Origin of the sequence: Acidovorax sp., assembly GCF_046291265.1 — a bacterium.
Taxonomy (GTDB): Bacteria; Pseudomonadota; Gammaproteobacteria; order Burkholderiales; family Burkholderiaceae_C; genus Acidovorax.
Genome location: NZ_JBKBTV010000002.1, coordinates 35,023 through 50,442 on the forward strand (window position 1 = coordinate 35,023; position 15,420 = coordinate 50,442).

20 protein-coding genes are annotated in these 15,420 nt (G+C 61.1%); 4 read left to right on the forward strand and 16 right to left on the reverse strand.

What is annotated here, in order from left to right:
• Positions 1 to 81: 81 nt before the first annotated feature.
• Positions 82 to 423, forward strand: a complete 342-nt coding sequence (locus ACK41V_RS01055; protein ID WP_409776561.1) for a hypothetical protein — start codon at positions 82 to 84, stop codon at positions 421 to 423.
• Positions 424 to 496: 73 nt separating this feature from the next.
• Here ACK41V_RS01055 and ACK41V_RS01060 read toward each other — a convergent pair whose 3' ends face one another.
• Both ACK41V_RS01060 and ACK41V_RS01065 read right to left on the reverse strand, forming a co-directional pair.
• A complete protein-coding gene (locus ACK41V_RS01060) occupies positions 497 to 1,036 on the reverse strand; it encodes a pseudouridine synthase (RefSeq protein ID WP_409776563.1) in 540 nt (179 codons plus the stop codon).
• Between the two features lie 102 nt (positions 1,037 to 1,138).
• Entirely contained in the window at positions 1,139 to 2,074 is a 936-nt protein-coding gene (locus ACK41V_RS01065; RefSeq protein ID WP_409776566.1) for a peptidoglycan DD-metalloendopeptidase family protein, read from the reverse strand.
• A gap of 184 nt (positions 2,075 to 2,258) precedes the next feature.
• Here ACK41V_RS01065 and ACK41V_RS01070 point away from each other — a divergent pair, with 184 nt between their 5' ends.
• Positions 2,259 to 3,554 (forward strand): phospholipase D-like domain-containing protein, encoded by a 1,296-nt coding sequence (locus ACK41V_RS01070; RefSeq protein ID WP_409776569.1) that lies wholly within the window; start codon positions 2,259 to 2,261, stop codon positions 3,552 to 3,554.
• A gap of 280 nt (positions 3,555 to 3,834) precedes the next feature.
• Here ACK41V_RS01070 and ACK41V_RS01075 read toward each other — a convergent pair whose 3' ends face one another.
• Positions 3,835 to 4,083: a hypothetical protein gene (locus ACK41V_RS01075; protein ID WP_409776572.1), complete on the reverse strand. Its 249-nt coding sequence runs from the start codon at positions 4,081 to 4,083 to the stop codon at positions 3,835 to 3,837.
• 318 nt (positions 4,084 to 4,401) lie between these two features.
• On the opposite strand from ACK41V_RS01075, the gene ACK41V_RS01080 reads away from it, so the two are divergent.
• The gene (locus ACK41V_RS01080; RefSeq protein WP_409776575.1) at positions 4,402 to 5,184 is read left to right on the forward strand and encodes a transporter substrate-binding domain-containing protein; all 783 of its coding nucleotides are present in this window, start codon (positions 4,402 to 4,404) and stop codon (positions 5,182 to 5,184) included.
• Positions 5,185 to 5,208: 24 nt separating this feature from the next.
• On the opposite strand, the gene ACK41V_RS01085 is transcribed toward ACK41V_RS01080, so the two are convergent.
• The 7 genes from ACK41V_RS01085 to ACK41V_RS01115 all read right to left on the reverse strand — a co-directional run bounded on the left by ACK41V_RS01085 (position 5,209) and on the right by ACK41V_RS01115 (position 10,266).
• The gene (locus ACK41V_RS01085) at positions 5,209 to 5,667 is read right to left on the reverse strand and encodes an SRPBCC family protein (RefSeq protein ID WP_409776578.1); all 459 of its coding nucleotides are present in this window, start codon (positions 5,665 to 5,667) and stop codon (positions 5,209 to 5,211) included.
• Positions 5,668 to 5,813: 146 nt separating this feature from the next.
• Positions 5,814 to 6,131 (reverse strand): DUF2322 family protein, encoded by a 318-nt coding sequence (locus tag ACK41V_RS01090; protein ID WP_409776581.1) that lies wholly within the window; start codon positions 6,129 to 6,131, stop codon positions 5,814 to 5,816.
• Positions 6,132 to 6,253: 122 nt separating this feature from the next.
• Complete coding sequence (locus tag ACK41V_RS01095) at positions 6,254 to 6,472, reverse strand: hypothetical protein (RefSeq protein WP_409776584.1); 219 nt, start codon at positions 6,470 to 6,472, stop codon at positions 6,254 to 6,256.
• A gap of 183 nt (positions 6,473 to 6,655) precedes the next feature.
• The gene (locus tag ACK41V_RS01100) at positions 6,656 to 7,279 is read right to left on the reverse strand and encodes a transcriptional regulator (RefSeq protein ID WP_409776587.1); all 624 of its coding nucleotides are present in this window, start codon (positions 7,277 to 7,279) and stop codon (positions 6,656 to 6,658) included.
• A 54-nt stretch (positions 7,280 to 7,333) separates the two neighbouring features.
• Positions 7,334 to 7,690, reverse strand: a complete 357-nt coding sequence (locus tag ACK41V_RS01105; protein ID WP_409776589.1) for a hypothetical protein — start codon at positions 7,688 to 7,690, stop codon at positions 7,334 to 7,336.
• Between the two features lie 129 nt (positions 7,691 to 7,819).
• Positions 7,820 to 8,830 carry an FHA domain-containing protein gene (locus ACK41V_RS01110; RefSeq protein ID WP_409776592.1) on the reverse strand — a complete coding sequence of 337 codons (1,011 nt, stop codon included), beginning with the start codon at positions 8,828 to 8,830 and terminating at the stop codon, positions 7,820 to 7,822.
• A complete protein-coding gene (locus ACK41V_RS01115; RefSeq protein ID WP_409776595.1) occupies positions 8,827 to 10,266 on the reverse strand; it encodes a serine protease in 1,440 nt (479 codons plus the stop codon). The genes ACK41V_RS01110 and ACK41V_RS01115 overlap by 4 nt, the downstream gene beginning before the upstream one ends.
• Positions 10,267 to 10,369: 103 nt before the next feature.
• Here ACK41V_RS01115 and ACK41V_RS01120 point away from each other — a divergent pair, with 103 nt between their 5' ends.
• Positions 10,370 to 11,326, forward strand: coding sequence for a M14 family metallocarboxypeptidase (locus tag ACK41V_RS01120; RefSeq protein WP_409776598.1), 957 nt, complete (start codon positions 10,370 to 10,372; stop codon positions 11,324 to 11,326).
• 160 nt (positions 11,327 to 11,486) lie between these two features.
• On the opposite strand, the gene ACK41V_RS01125 is transcribed toward ACK41V_RS01120, so the two are convergent.
• The 6 genes from ACK41V_RS01125 to ACK41V_RS01150 all read right to left on the reverse strand — a co-directional run bounded on the left by ACK41V_RS01125 (position 11,487) and on the right by ACK41V_RS01150 (position 15,193).
• Entirely contained in the window at positions 11,487 to 12,398 is a 912-nt protein-coding gene (locus ACK41V_RS01125; protein WP_409776601.1) for a GNAT family N-acetyltransferase, read from the reverse strand.
• 218 nt (positions 12,399 to 12,616) lie between these two features.
• Positions 12,617 to 12,916 (reverse strand): hypothetical protein, encoded by a 300-nt coding sequence (locus ACK41V_RS01130; RefSeq protein ID WP_409776604.1) that lies wholly within the window; start codon positions 12,914 to 12,916, stop codon positions 12,617 to 12,619.
• A 116-nt stretch (positions 12,917 to 13,032) separates the two neighbouring features.
• Entirely contained in the window at positions 13,033 to 13,326 is a 294-nt protein-coding gene (locus ACK41V_RS01135) for a type II toxin-antitoxin system RelE/ParE family toxin (protein ID WP_063463129.1), read from the reverse strand.
• Positions 13,323 to 13,556, reverse strand: coding sequence for an addiction module protein (locus tag ACK41V_RS01140; RefSeq protein ID WP_409776607.1), 234 nt, complete (start codon positions 13,554 to 13,556; stop codon positions 13,323 to 13,325). Before ACK41V_RS01140 ends, ACK41V_RS01135 begins: the two co-directional genes overlap by 4 nt.
• 45 nt (positions 13,557 to 13,601) lie before the next feature.
• Complete coding sequence (locus tag ACK41V_RS01145; protein ID WP_409776610.1) at positions 13,602 to 14,123, reverse strand: hypothetical protein; 522 nt, start codon at positions 14,121 to 14,123, stop codon at positions 13,602 to 13,604.
• Positions 14,124 to 14,125: 2 nt separating this feature from the next.
• Positions 14,126 to 15,193: a DUF262 domain-containing protein gene (locus ACK41V_RS01150; RefSeq protein ID WP_409776613.1), complete on the reverse strand. Its 1,068-nt coding sequence runs from the start codon at positions 15,191 to 15,193 to the stop codon at positions 14,126 to 14,128.
• Positions 15,194 to 15,420 lie beyond the last annotated feature (227 nt).

Sequence of the window (15,420 nt, forward strand, 5' to 3'; positions counted from 1 at the left end):
AGGCGGCGCGCAGTCCGCTGTTGCGCGCACTACGCTTTACGCTTTTAAGCAGTCCGTCGTTCATCCCTAGCGATTTTTGCCATGGCCACTTCCATTGCAGCAGTGTCTGGCGGCGCCTCCGGTGCTTCGTATGCGCTGCAGGCCGCCCGCCGCGAGGCCCAGCAGGCCGAGCAGACGGCGCGTTCGCTCGGCGCGCAGGCCCAGTCTGCGCAGCGGGTTGCCAATGTTGAACAAGCCCGCGCCGACAACCTTTCGGCCCAGGCGTCTGACGCGAACGAGCGTTCAGCCACCGCGCGGGGCAATGTTTCGGCGGCCAGCAACGCCAGCAACAGTCCCGCCAACACCGCACCCGCACCGCGCAGCGTGCCATTTGTGAATGCCTCCGGCCAAACCACGGGGCTGCTGCTGAACGCTGTGGCCTGACGGCGGCGTTCGGCGGCCTACTTCTCGCCCTCGCTCGCAGGCAAGCAGGCGCGCACTCACACAGCGCGCTCCGTCAGCAGGTTCGCCACATCCCCGGTTCCAGTCCATCCAGCGAATACGGCCCAATGGCCGCGCGCACCAGCCGCAGCGTGGGGTAACCCACGGAGGCCGTCATGCGCCGCACCTGGCGGTTGCGGCCTTCGCGGATGGTGAGTTCGATCCAGGCGGTGGGGATGGCCTTGCGCTCGCGGATGGGCGGGTTGCGTGGGGCCAGGGCGGGCGGCGGGTCAAGCAATCGCGCCTGTGCGGGCAGGGTGGGGCCGTCGTTCAGCACCACGCCTTTGCACAGCGCATCCAGCGCGGCTGCGTCGGGCACACCTTCTACCTGCACCCAATACGTCTTCTCCATCTTGAAGCGCGGGTCCGCAATGTGCGCCTGCAGCTTGCCGTCGCTGGTCAGCAGCAGCAGGCCCTCGCTGTCGGCATCCAGCCGCCCGGCCACGTATACGCCGGGCAGGTCGATGTAATCCTTCAAACCCTGCCATTTGCCCTCGGCCGTGAACTGGCTGAGCACGCCGTAGGGCTTGTAGAAGCGGATCAGGCGAGGGGTCATGCCGTGTGCAGTGTTTGAAGTAAAAATGGGCTCTGGCGCTTGATAAATAAGCGCGAGCAGCTATCAAATCAGTAGTGATGAGTTGGCGGCAGGCTCTACGCCTCATGCAGGCACAAACAGCGCCGGGTCCACCATGGTGCGGTTCAGCATCACGCCCCAGTGCAGGTGCGGGCCGGTCACGCGGCCGGTGGCGCCCACCTTGCAGAACGCGTCGCCCGCCTGCAGCACGTCGCCCACACGCACATCCATGCTGCTCAGGTGGCAGACCATGCTGAGCAGGCCCTGGCCGTGGTCCAGCCACACGGTGCCGCCGTTAAAGAAGTAGTCCCCCACGTCGATCACCCGGCCCGCCAGTGGCGCCACGATGGGCGTGCCCGTGGCGGCGGCAATGTCCATGCCGCTGTGCGGATTGCGCGGTTGGCCGTTGAACACGCGGCGCAGGCCGAACGAGCTGGAGCGTCGCCCCGGCACCGGCACGCGCATGCGCAGTGAAGGCAACGCAGTGCCCCCAGGCTGGTCGGTAAACGTGGCCATCACCTGCAACTGGTGGTCGCGCTCGCGCTCGTAACGGGCCTGGTCCTCGGGCGACAGGTCTACGGTGCGCGGAGGCACTTTGAGGTGCTGCTCCTTGTATTGCTTGGGCGCGATGGTGTAGGGCACCTGCCGCGTGCCACCGCCGTCAAGCAGCACCGTGATGTGCGCCTCGCCCGGCGTTGCGGCCAGCGGTATGCCTACCACCGCCGTCCATTCGATGACATCCCCCACCACCAGCAGCGGCACGTCTGCGTCGCCCTGCCGCACATGCGCCACCGGGCGCTTGGCGGCAGGGCCCAGCGACAGGCGCGCCACGCCGCCGGGCACTGGCAGCGCCTGGGGCCACAGCGTGGGCGGCGGTGGCAGGGGCTTGGTCTTGGTTTGTTGGCCCACCGCGGGCAGTGCTAACAGGCTGGCCGCGCCCAGCATTGCTGCGCGGCGGCTGAGCACAAACGGGTCGGTGTGGGCGATAACGGTGGAGTCAGGCACGGCAGTAGCAGACATCGGTAGTGCAGAGAAATAAGACGGGACCATGGCACGCGGTGCACGCACACGGCGGGTGCGACCCGGTGGAGGCGTCGCAAAGCGTGCCATTGTGCCGCCGCACCATGCCATCACCCAGCACCAGCCCCGCCGTTGGCGGCGTCCGCCTACATTGCGTTACGCACTGGCCGCCCACAATCTCGCCATGAAAAAAGCAGCAGGCCGCCCTCGCTCCACCCTATTCACCGTTCTTGTGACTGCCCTGGTAACGGGCGCCCTGGTGCTGCTGGCACTCAACTTCACCGCGGGCGAAAAAAAGGTGCAGCAGCAGTTGCCCCGCCTGTACAACACGGCCAGCCCGCAGTTCGAACGTGCGCTGGGCAACCTGCTGGGGCCCGGCATTGTGGGTGGCAACGAGGTGACCGAGCTGCTCAACGGCGACCAGATATTTCCCCCCATGCTGGCTGCCATCCAAGCTGCGCGCCAGAGCGTCACATTTGAAACGTACATCTACTGGTCGGGCGACATCGGCAAGGCCTTTGCCGACGCCTTGAGCGAACGTGCCCGCGCCGGCGTCAAGGTCCACGTGCTGCTCGACTGGGTGGGCTCTGCCAAGATGGAAGAAAGCTACCTCACCGAGATGAAAGAGGCCGGGGTGCAGATTGAAAAGTTTCACAAACCCCACTGGTACAACCTGGCCCGCATGAACAACCGCACCCATCGCAAGCTGCTGGTGGTGGACGGGCAGGTGGGCTTTACCGGCGGCGTGGGCATTGCGCCCGAGTGGACGGGCAATGCGCAAAACCCCGACCATTGGCGCGATTCGCACTACCTAGTGCGTGGCCCGGCGGTGGCGCACATGCAGGCCACGTTCTTGGACAACTGGCTTAAGGTCACCGGCAAGGTGCTGCATGGCGACCCGTACTTTCCGCTGCTGGCGCCCGCAGGTGCAATGAAGGCACAGATGTTCTCCAGCTCGCCGTCGAGCGGCAGCGAGAGCATGCAGCTGATGTACCACTTGGCCATCACCGCGGCCGAGCACACCATCGACCTGTCGGTAGCGTACTTTGTGCCCGATGAGCTGACCCAAAAACTGCTGATGGACGCCCTGGCGCGCGGCGTGCGCGTGCGTTTCATCACCCCCGGCGAACACACCGACACCGAAACCGTCAAAGCCGCATCCCGCGCCACCTGGGGCCCGCTGCTGCAGGCGGGTGCAGAGATTTATGAATACGGGCCCACCATGTACCACTGCAAGGTCATGATCGTGGACCAACTGCTGGTGTCGGTGGGCTCCACCAACTTTGACAACCGCTCGTTCCGCCTGAACGACGAAGCCAATCTGAACGTGTACGACGCGGCGTTTGCGCAGCGGCAAACGCGGGTGTTTGAAGACGACATCCAGCGGTCGCGCCGCGTGACGTACGAGGCCTGGCTAGACCGGCCGCTGCGCGAGAAGGCGCACGAGAAGATGACGGGTTGGTTGCGCTCGCAACTTTGAGTCAAATTGCTTGATTGGTTGCATGCCTTAGTTTTGCCCCCAGCCGTTCGGGCTGAGCTTGTCGAAGCCAGGGCGCTTTTTGCGAACAGCCCTTCGACAGGCTCAGGGCGAACGGTCTATCTGAGGTAGGAAAATAATCAGTGAAATTGGCCTCTAGCGCTTATCCAGAAAGCGCTAGCAGCTATCAAAATAAAACGACTTACGCAAAACAGGTTGAGGCAAGGCGCTTGCTCTTAGGCCAAGCCGTTGTTGCGCCCTTGTTTGCGCAAGCCCTCAATAATCAGTGCGTCACAAACTCGTACGTCACCGCTTCGCTGTCCACCATGTCCAGGATGTCGTCCAGCACGTCTTCGTCTTCGGTGCTGGCCCACAGCTCTTCGGGGTCGGCCGCAAACAGGGGTTCGATGGCGATGTCCATGAACTTGCCGTCGGGCAGCTTGATGACCGGCGTGCCTTCGGACGTGTCCACCAGCTCCCAGTCGTCGGGCACGGTCATTTCGATTTGGATGGTGACATTGAGTTTTTTCATGGCGGTTCCTTGTTGCTAACCGGGCAGGGTAACCCACTTTGAGAAGAATGGGCGTGTAGCGCTTATTGCACAAGCGCAATGCGCTATAAAAAATAGAGCATTTCCAGGGGCTTTACTGCGCAGGCTGGCACCTGTACGGGGCGAGCGCGGGACAAACGGTATGGCACGCTACTTGCGCTGCGTTGAGTGCGCAAGTGCTGCTGTCTGCAGCCGCTCGCCACTTCGTACCAACGCCCCTGGTTTTTGCCCTCAGGCCTGCTGTAATGTTTGCGCTGGCACCCTTTCGCCACGCTCCCTTCACCCTCCGGAGAACCTCGAATGATCACCAAGAAGACCCTCGCCCTGACCGCCGCCGCCGCGCTGACCAGCCTGGCCTTCACCCAAGCCGCGCAGGCCGGCCCCCGGCTCGACAAGATCATGGAGGCCAAGGTTATCCGCGTGGGCACGCCGGGCGACTACCGCCCGTTTGCGATCAAGACCGACGCGGGCTACAGCGGCCATGACATCGACGTGATCGAAACCATGGCCAAGGAGCTGGGCGTGAAGATCGAATACGTGCCCACCACCTGGCCCAATTTGGTCAAAGACCTGCAGGGCGACAAGTTCGATGTGGCCGTGGGCGGAATCACCCGCAACGTCAACCGCATGCGCATTTTTGACATGCTGCCTGGCTACGCACCCTTTGGCAAAGTAGCTCTGGTGCGCGCGGCCGACAAGGCCAAATACACCAGCGTGGACGCCATGAACCAGCCCACCGTGCGTGTCATCAAGAACCCCGGCGGCACCAACGAAACCTATGTGCTGGCCAACCTCAAAACCGCCCAGGTCAGTACGCACGACAAGAACGCCGAGATCCCCGCGCTGATTGCCGATGGCAAAGGCGACGTGATGATCACCGAGACGTACGAAGCCCTGCACTACGCCAAGGCCGACCCACGCCTGCACGCCGCGTTTGTGGATGCACCGCTCACGCCCAAGAACTACCTGGGCTTCATGCTGCCCACGGACGACGCAGACTATGTGCGCGTGATGGGATTTGTGTGGGGCCTGGTGGACAGCCGTGGCACCGTTAAGCAAGCGGCCGACAAGTGGTTGAAGTGATCAGGGAGGCTATGGGCGTCTGAGTTACTCGCCCGGAATCTCTGGCTCCACCAACAGCGCCAGCAACTGCAGCGACTCCTGCCAGCCCACGTAGCACATCTCAGTCGGAATCACCGCCGGAATGCCTGCCTGCACGATGGACACCTCGGTCCCTGCGATCACCTTTTTCAGCTGGATGGTGGTGCGCATCTCGCCCGGCAGGTTGGGGTCGTCAAACCGGTCGGTGTGCACGATGCGCTCGCCCGGCACCAGCTCCACATACTCGCCGCCAAACGCATGTGTGCCGCCACTGCTGAAGTTGGTGAACTGCATGCGGTAGCTGCCGCCCGCGCGCGCGTCCATGCTCAGCACCCGGCCGGTAAAGCCGTGGGGCGGCAGCCATTTGCACATGGCGTCCGGGTCGAGAAATGCGCGGTAGATGCGCTCGGGCGGCGCGCGCAGCACGCGGTGCAGGGTCACGGTGCCGGTTGTGGTGGTCGTCATGCTCGGGTCTCCTTGCAGTAGAAATTTGGAGTGGATAAAAGCGTGAACGGCTAAACCATATTGTTCAATTCACGTGTTCACATCCCTACGACGAACAAGCCTGCGCGGTTTCGACAAACTGCCGCTGCTTCCGCGGCTTTTTTGTTTCAGGCTGAAGCGGTGCGAACCCCAAAGCTCTCGCTGCCCTGGGCCCACGCCAGCAGTCGATCGATGTTGGGGTGCTTGCCCGGAAAGGCCTGCGCATCTGCCACATGCTCGGCATACCACTCCAGCCCCAGGTTGGCGGCCGCAGGCGTGATGCTGCCGCCGTACAAGGCAGCCAGCGCGGCATACACCACCAGCGACCCGGTCTGGCCGGGCTTGTTCTCGATGGTGGCCAGCACTTGGCCATCCGCGCCCAGCAGGTGCAGGGCGGCGAGGTGGTTGGCGGAGGGGAGTTGCTTGAGGCGGTCTGCGAAGTTCATGGTTGTTGGTGAAAAATATGAATGAAATTGGCCTCTAGCGCTTGATGGATAAGCGCTGATAGCTATGAATAGATGAGTGTTTTCGTGGCGTGGTTGCGCGCAAGCCCCCAGCGGCTGCGCGGCTAGCCGCTGCGCAGTTGCTGAACCGCATGCGACACGGCCTCCGTGGCGCTCACCAGATCCTTCACCAGCCGTTCGTCCACGTCCAGCATGCCTTCGTACTCGCCCAGGTTGCGCGTGTTGTGGCACTTGTCCAGCACGCGCCACACCTCGGGTCCCAGGCCCAGCGTGTGGGGCAATACCTGGAACACGATGTAGCGGTTACCCGCCCGGTAGCCCATGCGCCGCAAAGCCGCCAGACACAACGCGTGCGCAGCGTTGTAGGCCAGATCAAAACGGCTCTCCAGTGCCAGCGCGTGTTTTTCGCATCGTGCAGGCGAGCGATGCCAGTGCGCAGCAGCCCGGCTATTTCTTTCTCGTCAGGAGCCTCGGCTTTGAGTTGCTTGCCGGGGCCGCACAGGTTTTCAAGTGCTGGGTGCATGGAGCTGGGCCTCGTTTCCTATCAGCCAGATTTTGGGTTGCTGCCACACACGGGTGGCAAAGGCATTGTCACTGTCCAGACGCTGAGCCCAGTCGGCAAGGCTGTACAGCGTGGGGTTGACCTTGCGGCCCAGCGACACGGTGGCGCCCTCCAGGGCGCCAAACACCTCGCCGTAGCCCAAGGAACTGCTCACGATCATCACATCCACATCGCTCTGCGCCGTGTCTTGTTGGCGCGCCACTGATCCGTAGATGAACGCGCCTTCAATCTGCCCAGCCAGCGGCGCCAGCGCGGTCCGCAGCACATCGGCCAGCCCCATGGTCTTTAGCACCAGCCCGCGCAACTCTGCAAACACGGGGGCGCTGGCGTTGGCTTGGTAGTGCTTTTGATTGCCCTGTTTGCTCACCGTGAGCAGCCCCGCAGCCGACAGGTCCGCCAGCTCCCGCTGCACCGCGCCCGTGCCCGACTGCGCCAAGGCAATCACTTCATTGGCGTAAAAGCTCCGGTCCGGGGTTCCAAACAGCACAGCCAATACGCGCTGACGCACCTTGGGAAACAGGGCGTTTGCAGTGGGAGAGGCATCGAGGGGGATGGTTGAAATACCCATATTGGGGTTTATCGTACCTTTTTTGGGGTTTTATGTCGATTCAGCCGCCACGCATCACGCCTGCCACACCCCAAACCCCGCCGAACGCAGATCAATCCCAATCTCGATCTCCCGGTCCACCGCGTCTTCGTAGCTCATGGGGTTAAAACCTTCATACAAATCGGGCAACAGGCGCAGGCCGTATTGCGTCACAAACCGGTTGGCCTGGATGCCCGCCTTGTGTTTGTCAAACCGCACATCCGGGTCCAGGCCCGTCATGCCCACGTACACGCACGGCTTGCCGTCGATATAGCCCGGGTTGCACCGGCGAAAGCGCGGCTCCAGCAGCACGTCTTTGGAGAGTTCGACCACGTAGACGTGGTGGTGGAGCTTGCGGCGGCGGCGCATCGTTGATGTGGATTTGCGTTCCATCGTTCAATCATTCATTCAACACCGTTCGGGCTGAGCCTGTCGAAGCCAGGGCGCTGCTCGGTGAAAGCCCGTCGACAAGCTCGGGGCGAACAGCCGAACCGGTGTGGTGAATTCCGACAGCATCAGTGGCTACTCTTCCTCGTCCGCCTGGTCGTCATCGCTCAGGCGGCGCTCCAGCTTGCCGCGCAGCGACTCGGTCTCTTGCAGAAACTGCTCCACCGGCACGGCCGGGGCTACGCGCAGGCTGGGCGGGAATAGGCTGCTCATGTACAACGAGCTCGTCAGGCGCATGTTGTTCAGCCACTGCGCACCCAGCCACGACGGCACGCCCAGTGCCACCACGGCAGCCACCGTCCATGCCAGGCCCACGCGGCGGCGCGGCAGCACGGTGGCCAGATGGGCATACAGCGAGACCGCCAGCACCAGCACGACCAGCACATTGGCGAACTGAGACAAAGCCTCCAGCGAGAAAGCGAACGCGGTCAGGTGGGCCACCAGATGCACCGCATCCACCCCCAGGGCCGCAGCGCAGGCAATGCGCACATGGCGCCAAAACCGCAATTGGCCTGCAAACACCTTGTTCGCGGCCGCCCACATGCCCGACCAGGCGCCCAACACCACCAGCAGCATCAGCAGCACGCCGGGCAGTGACTTCAGGTACTGCGACGCGTCGCGTGCCTCCAGCCACGAATTGCCCGCTGCTGCAGCCACCATCAGCACCACCAGCATGGCCGTCATGGCCACCGTGCGCCACGGAAACTGCGGCAGCGCCTGCTCGGCGGCAATGGGCGTGTCGGCCAGGCGCAGTGTGATGTGGGTGTGGCCTAGGTCAATGGGGGTGCCGTCTGGCCAGTCAACGCGGTCGCCCTGGCCGTGCTGCTTGCGCTGCAGGCGTGCGCCGTTGCGCGTTTCCAGCACTTCCACCTGCACTGTGCGGGTGCCGCTTCCGTTGTTGTTGTCGTTGTTGTCCACTGCGCGGTGAATGCGCAGGTGCATAGGCGCCACAAACGGGTCGTCCAGCACCAGGTCGCAGTCCAGCGCCCGGCCCACGGTAACGGGCCAGCGGGTGATGGGCGCGCGCGCCAGCAGGGCGCCGTGGCGGTCAAAGGCTTCGATCAGTCCAAGGGTGGGCATCATCATGGTGCGGCCTCCCAGCGGAAAGCGTTCAGGTAGTGGCTGGCCAGCTTCATACCGTTGTCAAAAGCAATGCCCTGCACATCCAGGCGGCCCAGCATGCCTTGCGTGGGTTGGTTGATGGACGCGGCCAGGACGGTCATGTTGTACAGGCCAGGCAGCTTGCGGTAGGCCGACATGCAGACCACCACGCGCAGCGGCAGGCTGCCGGGGTCTACAAAGCGCTCGCTGCACTCTGCGGCCGTCTGGTGGCGGTTGCCGCGTCGTTGCAGCTGTTCGTTGGCAAAACTCTGCGAAAACATCCGGGCGAACCGCGCAGCGCCCAGCGTGGGGGCGTTGTAGGCCTCATAGCTCAGGCGCACTGCGCCGGTGTTGAATTCACCCGCCACCACATCGCTGTCGGCCCGGCATTGCGTGCGCTCCAGGTTCAGACCCGGAAAGGCCGGGTCGCGCCCCGACCCCCAGCACCGCGCCAGCGCGTCGTCGGGCACCGGCACGCGGTAGTTGCCATGGCGTTGCTCGCGAAACGGGGCTTTCAAAAATCGGTCTGTCAGCACCTGCTGGTGCTCCACCAGCTGCCGCGTCATCTCGCCGTGCGCGGCCTGGGTGATGGGCTGCGCGTTGGCCGCGCGCTGCACCAGCGCCAGCGCAAACTCCGCAGGGATCAAAAAGCTCACCTGTTCGCCATCCAGCCGCTTGGCCACGTTCACACCCAGCACCCGGCCCGCGTCGTCCACCGCCGGGCCGCCGCTCATGCCGGGGTTGAGCGTGCCGCCAAAAAAGATGCGTGGGTAAAAGCTGCGCTTGACCAGCCCGTTGTAGGTGCCCTCGGTCACGGCAAAGCCGATGTCCAGCGGGTTGCCCAGCGAGTAGATGCGCTCGCCCTGCGCCAGCGCTTCGTCGGCTGGCCTGAAGCCGAGCACTGGCGCCGCTGCCGTGCGCCCCTTGGCCCGCAGCACGGCCAGGTCGCGCTGTACGTCAAACGCCAGCAGCTCCACCTCGCCCTCCTGCCCCTCCATCGTCACGTACACGCCCCGGTAGCGCTCGGGTTCCAGCGCCAGCTGGCTGGCCACGTGGAAGTTGGTGACGATCAGCCCATCGGCCGACACAAAAAAGCCCGAGCCAATCGACGCCTGTGTATTGGCATTGCGCAGCAGCGTGCGGATCTGCACCAGCTTGTCGCGCGACAGCTCATAAATGCGCCGGGCATCGCGCGACAGCAGGGCGGGGTCTGCTGATGTTGCGGGCGTTGCTACTGCCGCGGCCGACGCCGGGGGCTGCGCGGTGCCGTCCACCGGCTCGCCACCCGCTGGTCGAACCGCAGGGGTGCTTGCGGCGGAGGTTGGTGGAGGGGCATTCTGTGCGTGCGCCAGGGCGCACAGCAGCAGCAAAAGAATGGACGAGGTTGCAAGCCGCAGTGGCCGGATCAGGGGGAAAGGCATCGCGGTATTCTATGAACGCTCTGCACCGCGCCAGGTTCTGCCTGGGCAACTTATCCAACATCCACGCCCCCACGCAACCACGCAACCACGCAACCACGCACCCATGCCAGAAACTCATACCCATCCCATCGGCACGCCCGGCCAACCCTGGGGCGCCGCAGAACGCGACCAATGGCGCACGCGCCAGGTGCGCCAGCGCAGCTACGTCGACGACGTGCTCACCGCCATCGAGGCACTGCGGGGCCGGTTTGATGTGGAGCTGTATGGGGACGTGGTGTATGCCAACGACCAGCACCCGGCCGAGCGCTTCCCCCTGCGCGCCATCCGCAGCCGCGACTGGCAGCCCGGCCTGCCCAGCGTGCTCGTCACCGGCGGTGTGCACGGCTACGAAACCAGCGGTGTGCACGGCGCGCTGCGGTTTGTGGATACGCAAGCCGAGCGCTTTGCGGGCCGCGCCAACCTGCTGGTGGTGCCCTGCGTCAGCCCCTGGGCGTACGAGCGTTTTCAGCGCTGGAACTTCGACGCCATCGACCCCAACCGCGCATTCAAAGAAGGCTCGCCCGCGCAAGAATCCCTCGCCCTCATGCGGCTGGTGGCCCAGCACAGCGGCCAGTACGGCACGTTTGCGGCGCACATCGACCTGCACGAAACCACCGACACCGACGAATCCGAATACCGCCCCGCCGTGGCCGCACGCGACGGCAAGGTGTTTGAGCCTGGCAGCATCCCTGATGGCTTCTATTTGGTGGACGACACCGACAACCCGCAGCCCGCGTTTCAGCAGGCCATCATCGACGCGGTAAGCCGCGTGACGCACATTGCGCCTGCGGACGACAAGAACGAAATCATCGGCTCGCCCGTGGTGGCGCCGGGCGTGATCCATTACCCGATGAAGCAGTGGGGCCTGTGTGGGGGTATCAGCGGCGCGCGTTACACCACGACGACCGAGGTCTACCCGGACAGCCCCCGCGCAACGCCAGAGCAGTGCATTGAGGCGCAGGTGGCGGCGGTGTGTGCGGCAGTGGAGGTTGTGTGCCAGACCAGCCCTTCGCCAGATTGAGGCTGATTTGAGGTCAAATTGGCCTCTACCGCTTGATGGATAAGCGCTAGAAGCTATGAAATTGATAGTCATCAAATGAGCGTATTTACCCGCCAGCCGAAGGCGTACCCCCGCGCCCAAGGCGCTCGCTTGGGCAGCTTAATGGCAGTGCGAATCACCCCTACAGGTGGTAGTGGCCCGCCGCTTCGGGCTGGTACAGCACCTTGCCGATCCGGATGTGGCAGGTGCGATTCGGCATCCGCCAGCTGAAGGCATCGCCCGCTCGGTAGCCCAGGATCGCGGTGCCAATGTCGGAGAACACTGAAAGCTTGTCGGCGCGTTCGTCTGCGTCTTCGGGGTACACCAGCGCGACCTTGCGTTCCTCATCGTCCACATGCAGCAGGGCCTTGGAGTTCATCGTCACCACATCATCGGCCACGTTCCGCGGATCGACCACGATGGCGCGCTCGATCTCATGCTCCAGCTCAAACACGGTCGGCCCCTGCTCGACCTCTACCAGATTCTTGAGCCGCGCTTTGTCGATTTCGGTGATGTAAATGTCAGAGGTGTGTGCTGCAGGGCTTTCCCGCAGAAGCCTCAGATAGCGCTCCGAACTCATCGACAACGACTTCATCACTGGCGACTCGCTCTCCAGCACAAAACCGCCATGCAGAAACGCTTTGAGCGAGCGCACGTTGTCCGGGTGGATCTTGGCGACGAGCTTCTCGGCCCGCATGTCAAAGAAAGCGAGTTTCAAGCCCTCGCGGATGGCGGTGGCGCCCAGTTTGCGGCCCCAGTTGTCCCGGTTGCCGATAACCAGGACCATCTCGCACTCCGCCCCCTGCTTGACGAGGCGCACGAACCCCACAGGAACGTCGTGGCGGTCATAGGCCATGAAGAAGCGGCCACCCTGATTGAACAAATGCGTCAAGACGGGCAGTTGCACCCGCCCGATGACCTGCTCTATGAAGCGGGAAACGTGGCGCGAGTCGCTCAGGAAGCGCGTCACGTCCTCGTCTTCCAACCAGTCCATCAATGTCAGCGCGTCGGACCGCGTGATCTCCGGGCACAGAGAAATGAAAGGCTTGTCCATCTTTACCCCCATTGGGTCCAAAGTATGAAAGCCTTCCATGGACATGGCATGGCCATGACGGTTCTTTCGAAGAACGCGGATTCTAGCGGGGCTGGCAATTGCGCAGGTGCCACCGGTGCATCGGCTGGCTCAGCCGGGGGGACATTACGGGGGCTAGTGCCTGACGGTTGCTGGAGGTGCCTCCAGCGGGAAGGTTCGTGGCTTTCTTTCGGCAGCGCTTAGCTCAAATCGCCCAGCGCGCCGAGCAACCGCGCGCTCACCTCAGCCGCGTTAGGCGTAGCGAACTGCATGTTGTGCTGCTCCGTCAGCGGCCCATGGCCAGGCTCCATGCGGCCAGCGGCGTCGTAGCCCATGGCCTTGAACTTCCACACCCCGCCAACCAGCTTGAGCGAGCCCACATGCGCGCCATCGGCGGTGTGGATGGACACTGCGGCGGCGTTGATGGGGAGCAACTGCAGGGGGCCTGCCAGCGGGCCGGGTGGTACGTGTGTGAAGGTGGGGGTGAACGGGGTCGTCATTGAGGGGTTTTGGTGGCGCTGCAGTTCTTTGGATCAAATTGGCCTGTGGCGCTTGATGGATAAGCGCAAGCAGCTATCAATGTTGAATATGCAGCGGTTGCGGTGGAGCCTCACGCTCAACCAAGCCGATTCTTCCAATAGTCTGGCTTGCGGTGCTGGTGCGCTACAGCCAGCACCAGAATGCCTGTTCCATCCTGCGTGTAGACCACGCTGTAGGGAAACCGTCGCAACCGGCAGCGCCGAATCTCTGGCCTCAGTGGGTGCCACGCCTGGGGAAACTGCTCAACAAGCCGCAGTGTTTTGAGGACCTCGATCAAGAAAGCATCACCCAACCCCGGCGCTTGTTCTGCATACCAGGCAATGGCGTCGTCCAGCTCCGTTTGTGCTGGCTCCAGCAAGCGGATGCTCATGTGCGCGGGGCAGTCGTTTGGTATTTGGCGATCACATCAGACAAGGCCACTGCCTTGATTTCACCGCGCCGGTAGGCGGCAAGACGGTCGCTGGCTTCATTGGCCCAGAGCGTATCCAGAGCGGCGTCGGGCTGATCCAGGCTGTCCAGGATGCGCTCTACCACTTCCATACGCTCTGCGGGGGGCAGCTGGGCGGCTTGGGCACTGAGGGCTTCGGCGGTGGTGGTCATTGGAAGGCTCCGTTGGCTTCGGGTAAAAAAGTTGAAGGTATTGAATCAACAACCACTTGCAATTAATTGCGCTTCAATTGCTGCCAAACCTAAATTTGTCGTCGTTGCATGATTTTTCATCACTGAGGGATTTGGGATTGTTGAATATCCTTTGGGGTAAGGGCTGCTAACGTCAAAGTGCGTGTGTGCATAGTGGTTTCGGAGTTTTGCAAGATAATCGAGAGTTGACTCTAAAGCGTATACTGGCGCGCCAGCATTGCTTTCAGCTTGTTCTAATATTTTGTAGCCAACGACTGAGATTATCATTTTTTCAAAGTGATTTTTATATGAAAAACCAGACGTGGGTTTGACATATTTATCTGAAATCTGTGCTATTCGTTGTGGCGAGAGTGCGCATCGTTGTGCTGTTTCAAGAACGATGGCGTCCATTGCTTGCTCTACCCAGCCACAGACCTCCAGTATTGCAGCCTTGGAGCTGAGCAGCATAACTCGCAGATTTTGAGGTGATGATGTGTATATCCCCTCATGGTATGTCAGGCTGAGTTGCAATTCGGCATCGCTAAGCATGGTTAGTTGGCGAATATTTTTTTGGAAATTGCTATTCTTTTGATGACCGACTCTTTTGAGGTTGTGTCGTTGCTTGTTAGCGATACTTCGGTGCTGTTTATGAGGCGTGTAAGCAAGTTTCCGAGCATCACGTCATTGGTTTTCTTTAATCGTTCTAGATTGTGGGCAATGCCGATTAAAGCTGCCTCAAATACAATGTAACCAAATTTCGTTTCTTTTGAGTTGTCCGTGGCTTTCACCAGCTTTTCTACCGTCTCGTTAAAAATTTTGGAGAGATCTTCTCTTGCTGCTTTATCCGCATTGCGGTTTTCTCGCATGAAAGAATTCAGGAAGGTTGGCATTGTTCCTGTGTAGTTTGCTTGATTTTGATAAAGTGCAAAAAAACGCAATATCAATTCTAGTGATTTAAATCTACTGCCCTTTCCTGGGAGTAGATTTTTTATTAGTTTCCATTTTGGAGATTTGTCTAAATCTTTCAATAAATCGTTGAAGCTTCCGGAGTAAATGCAATTTCTGATCTCTTGGTGATTTAGCCTGGATCCTCCGGAATTGAGTCTGTGAAATATTGTGAATAGATATTCTGCATGCTCTGTTTTGTTTAGATCGCAGCGAATTACTGTTATCGGAAGGCTGAGATTTTGTATTTTCTTGTACAGAATTGCAGTTTCCGCATCGCCGTCACGAATGTCGAAGTTGGTTCTGCCGGATATTTTTGAATGAATGTCTTTTCGCCGGGAAAGACGCCATTCATTTTGTTCGTCCAAAAAATTGACGATGCTTGTCATTCGCTGTAGGCCATCGACGACTTGCCATTTTTGAGTGTTGAAATCTAAGCTAAAACACATACTTGGAATGGGTAGTTGTTTTATTAGAGAGTCAATAAATACGGTCTGCTCTGGGAGCTTCCAAACAACATCCCTTTGAAAATCCGGCTGAATATCAAGAGTCCCTTCTTTGTACAGCCGGTATAGGTCTGCGCATGATCGAAGTTCATTAAATGCAACAACATCTTTCGGCGGGTGCATGTCAGGCAGGGTGCCGCTAAATTCTTCGTCTTTGTCGATGCTCATAAATAATCCAGTTTAAATCGCGGTATTAATTGGTTTTGAGCTGCCATTCAGCTTGGTCGCAAATTCGAATAGGCCTCTCTGTTTGGGGTCCACGCCGTCCGAAAAAGTACCCGTATCGCTCGATCATGTATTTTTCAGATGCCTCCACTCTCACCATCACCCTGAGTGCTATGTCAATGGGTTCGTTGCAGCTCAGAGATGGGAGGGCGTCTTGGGTAGGTCGATGC

Coding starts and splice junctions, on each gene's coding strand:
- ACK41V_RS01055 (WP_409776561.1), top strand. CDS start 82: ATGGCCACTTCCATTGCAGCAGTGTCTGGCGGCGCCTCCGGTGCTTCG.
- ACK41V_RS01060 (WP_409776563.1), bottom strand. CDS start 1,036: ATGACCCCTCGCCTGATCCGCTTCTACAAGCCCTACGGCGTGCTCAGC.
- ACK41V_RS01065 (WP_409776566.1), bottom strand. CDS start 2,074: ATGTCTGCTACTGCCGTGCCTGACTCCACCGTTATCGCCCACACCGAC.
- ACK41V_RS01070 (WP_409776569.1), top strand. CDS start 2,259: ATGAAAAAAGCAGCAGGCCGCCCTCGCTCCACCCTATTCACCGTTCTT.
- ACK41V_RS01075 (WP_409776572.1), bottom strand. CDS start 4,083: ATGAAAAAACTCAATGTCACCATCCAAATCGAAATGACCGTGCCCGAC.
- ACK41V_RS01080 (WP_409776575.1), top strand. CDS start 4,402: ATGATCACCAAGAAGACCCTCGCCCTGACCGCCGCCGCCGCGCTGACC.
- ACK41V_RS01085 (WP_409776578.1), bottom strand. CDS start 5,667: ATGACGACCACCACAACCGGCACCGTGACCCTGCACCGCGTGCTGCGC.
- ACK41V_RS01090 (WP_409776581.1), bottom strand. CDS start 6,131: ATGAACTTCGCAGACCGCCTCAAGCAACTCCCCTCCGCCAACCACCTC.
- ACK41V_RS01095 (WP_409776584.1), bottom strand. CDS start 6,472: ATGGGCTACCGGGCGGGTAACCGCTACATCGTGTTCCAGGTATTGCCC.
- ACK41V_RS01100 (WP_409776587.1), bottom strand. CDS start 7,279: ATGGGTATTTCAACCATCCCCCTCGATGCCTCTCCCACTGCAAACGCC.
- ACK41V_RS01105 (WP_409776589.1), bottom strand. CDS start 7,690: ATGGAACGCAAATCCACATCAACGATGCGCCGCCGCCGCAAGCTCCAC.
- ACK41V_RS01110 (WP_409776592.1), bottom strand. CDS start 8,830: ATGATGATGCCCACCCTTGGACTGATCGAAGCCTTTGACCGCCACGGC.
- ACK41V_RS01115 (WP_409776595.1), bottom strand. CDS start 10,266: ATGCCTTTCCCCCTGATCCGGCCACTGCGGCTTGCAACCTCGTCCATT.
- ACK41V_RS01120 (WP_409776598.1), top strand. CDS start 10,370: ATGCCAGAAACTCATACCCATCCCATCGGCACGCCCGGCCAACCCTGG.
- ACK41V_RS01125 (WP_409776601.1), bottom strand. CDS start 12,398: ATGGACAAGCCTTTCATTTCTCTGTGCCCGGAGATCACGCGGTCCGAC.
- ACK41V_RS01130 (WP_409776604.1), bottom strand. CDS start 12,916: ATGACGACCCCGTTCACCCCCACCTTCACACACGTACCACCCGGCCCG.
- ACK41V_RS01135 (WP_063463129.1), bottom strand. CDS start 13,326: ATGAGCATCCGCTTGCTGGAGCCAGCACAAACGGAGCTGGACGACGCC.
- ACK41V_RS01140 (WP_409776607.1), bottom strand. CDS start 13,556: ATGACCACCACCGCCGAAGCCCTCAGTGCCCAAGCCGCCCAGCTGCCC.
- ACK41V_RS01145 (WP_409776610.1), bottom strand. CDS start 14,123: ATGCTTAGCGATGCCGAATTGCAACTCAGCCTGACATACCATGAGGGG.
- ACK41V_RS01150 (WP_409776613.1), bottom strand. CDS start 15,193: ATGAGCATCGACAAAGACGAAGAATTTAGCGGCACCCTGCCTGACATG.